This window comes from Aminobacter sp. P4_H6_2 (genome assembly GCF_056400805.1).
Map to the genome: position 1 here is coordinate 1 of NZ_JBFUKO010000699.1, position 2,659 is coordinate 2,659.

Annotated in this window: 4 protein-coding genes; 1 reads left to right on the forward strand and 3 read right to left on the reverse strand. The window is 59.3% G+C overall.

The genetic code is table 11. From position 1 onward, the window contains the following. Window positions 1–206: 206 nt before the first annotated feature. Together AC1DUU_RS28830 and AC1DUU_RS28835 are read right to left on the reverse strand one after the other, a co-directional pair. Window positions 207–686, reverse strand: coding sequence for an SRPBCC family protein (locus tag AC1DUU_RS28830; protein WP_476786749.1), 480 nt, complete (start codon window positions 684–686; stop codon window positions 207–209). Continuing rightward, window positions 670–1,020, reverse strand: a complete 351-nt coding sequence (locus AC1DUU_RS28835; protein ID WP_476786750.1) for an ArsR/SmtB family transcription factor — start codon at window positions 1,018–1,020, stop codon at window positions 670–672. Before AC1DUU_RS28835 ends, AC1DUU_RS28830 begins: the two co-directional genes overlap by 17 nt. A gap of 146 nt (window positions 1,021–1,166) precedes the next feature. Between AC1DUU_RS28835 and AC1DUU_RS28840 the strand changes: the two genes are divergently transcribed. Continuing rightward, window positions 1,167–1,808 (forward strand): dihydrofolate reductase family protein, encoded by a 642-nt coding sequence (locus AC1DUU_RS28840; protein ID WP_476786751.1) that lies wholly within the window; start codon window positions 1,167–1,169, stop codon window positions 1,806–1,808. 306 nt (window positions 1,809–2,114) lie between these two features. Here the strand turns inward: AC1DUU_RS28840 and AC1DUU_RS28845 are convergent, their stop codons facing one another. After that, entirely contained in the window at window positions 2,115–2,483 is a 369-nt protein-coding gene (locus AC1DUU_RS28845) for a winged helix-turn-helix transcriptional regulator (protein ID WP_476786752.1), read from the reverse strand. Between the last annotated feature and the right edge of the window lie 176 nt (window positions 2,484–2,659).

Sequence of the window (2,659 nt, forward strand, 5' to 3'; positions counted from 1 at the left end):
CGCACGAGATCCAAGTCGAGCTCCTCACGAGACGCCCAGCGCCACGGCTTTCCATTGTGCCGCTGCACTGAGGCGATGATTTCGGATTTGGGAAGCGGAACGATTGGTCCGGGATGGAACGAAGAGATTGCAAACTGCGGAGAAGATCGACACGAAATGCTGGAGCGAGCCGATCGATCTGAACCAACCCTCCAGATGAGCAGCGTTCAACCATCCAGCCAAGTGGCGAGGCCATCCAGCGTCTGCAACCCATACTCCACCGCGCCGAAACCGACGACCACCTGGCGACGTTCGCGGCTTGGGTGAAGCTGGCGCATGGTCAGCACGGTCTTGCCGTCGGTCTGCTCATCGAAGGTAATCGTCATGTAGAAGCGCTCCGGGTCGTTGGGGTCCGGGGTACCATAGTCCACCACGATCAGCTCGTTCGGAACGATCTTCAAGAAGCGCATGAGATTGGCGAAGCGCTGCTTTTGGCCTTCGAATACGCCCACCATGTCGAAGCGCCATTCCCCGCCCTCGCGGATATCGGCCTCCTGGTTCTCGATGCTGAGGCCAGCCGGCCCATACCATTGCGCCAGCGCTTCCGGGTCCATCCAGGCGGCGAAGACCTTATGCCGCGGGTGCTTCAGCACCTTGACCAGCACGATCTCACGGTCGAGCGACCAGGTTTCAAACAGCTTTTCCATCGTCGTTCGCTTCCGTCTTGTCCAAATAAGTTTCCAGCCGGTCGAGCCGCTCGGCCCAGCGTCGGCGCTCCGCTTCCATCCAGTTTGCCGCCTCGGCGAAGCGCGCCAGCTCCAGCCGGCACCAGCGGCTGCGCCCGCGTTTCTCGCTGACGATCAATCCGCAATCCTCCAGTACCTTGAGATGCTGGGCGAAGGAGGGCAGCGCCATGTCGAATGGCTCGGCGAGTGCGGTTACCGGCAGCTCGCCCTCGACCAGCCGCGACACCACCGCGCGGCGGGTCGGGTCGCTGAGAGCGTGAAAGGCAAGATCGAGTGGGGCAGAATGGTGAGGCATTTGACTCAGCTAGAACGGATCAGGATATGGGTCAATGATAATTAGGTACTTGCCTTTCTATTTGGCGTAAAATACAAAGGCAATCACCTTAATATCAAGGTCGCCAGATATCGAGGCGGCTTCAAACTTTCAGAAGGAGCGTTCTAATGGCCGTTCGTGTTGATCTTATCATTTCGCTTGATGGCTTCGCGACAACCACTGACCAAACCCCCGAAAAACCATTTGGCGAAGACTGGATGCGCCTTGTCGGTGCCTACGTCGCGACCAGGACATTCCAGGAGCGCGTGCTCAAGGACGTCAGCGGCAAAGGCACCACTGGCATAGACGATAGGTATGCGCAGGATTACTTCGACAATATCGGCGCGGAAATCATGGGGGCCGGTAAATTCGGCCTGCATAACTTCCCTGATGACCCGAACTGGAAGGGGTGGTGGGGCGACGAACCTCCGTTCCGCTGCCCGGTCTTTGTGCTGACCCACAAGCCTCGCCCCTCCATCGAAATGGTCGGTGGCACCACGTTCCACTTTATCGATGCCACCCCGGCTCAGGCGCTCCAGCAAGCCGCAACCATCGCAAATGGCAAGGATGTGAGAATTGGCGGCGGACCAAGCATGGTGCGTGACTATCTGAAGGCCGGACTTGTGGACCGCCTGCATGTTGCCATCGCTCCAATTCTGCTGGGGCGGGGAATACGCCTTTGGGACGATCTGCGCGGCCTGGAGGCCGGATATACGGTCAAGTCGGAAACGGCAGAGAGTGGCATCATCCACCTCACCTTTCAACGCTAGATCCTGAGCTGGGTCGATCTTGGACCGTCAATCACAGCCGTGCCCTAACTCAGGCATCCGCTTCTTRCATTACGGGCCCGATAGCGGCCAGTCCCCTTCCCACCCCTACTGCGACATTCCCTTGTCGCGGAAATCCTGATTTTCGCGACAAAATCACCGGCGCTGATTTTTCAAAGAAAATTCTGTCGCAAAAGTCAGGTGCGAAAGTCAAACTTGTGCGACAGACTTTCGCGACACGTCGCGGCCCGGAATCCGGGCCGCTGCGGACGTGGTGCAGGTTTCAGGAATTGCGCGACACGCGCCAATTCATCGATTAACCGCGACCGATCCGGCGAGCTTCCGGCCGACGCTTTCGATAACCTCGATGACGGGCAGCAGTTCGCGCCCGAGATCGGTCAGCGCATATTCGACCGTGGGCGGCGTGGTGTCGATGACGGTTCGCCCGACTACGCCCTTCTCCGCGAGGTCTTTCAGCCGGGCGCTCAGCATCTTGGCGGAAATGTTAGGAATGTCGCTGCGCAGCTCGCTGAAGCGGCGAGGCTCCCCCGACAGCTTCCAGACGATGTTAGGCGTCCACGCGCAGCCGAGAAGGTCCATGCACTGTTGGAGCGGACAGGCCGCCGATGCGCAATCGGGCAGCGGCGGAACCGTCGAGTTGCGGCGGGCGAGGACCATCGGGCGCTCCATGGAGGTTCCTGCGAGGAAACCCCAAAGTTCAGTTACCAGACGTTATCTCATTTACGAAGGTTACTGCAACTCCCTACCTTCGGCATCACGACCAACCGTTCCAGACGAGGTTTCCGTGAGCGCCGATGCCGTTTCCCCATTGCCCGATCCGATCATGCCTATCG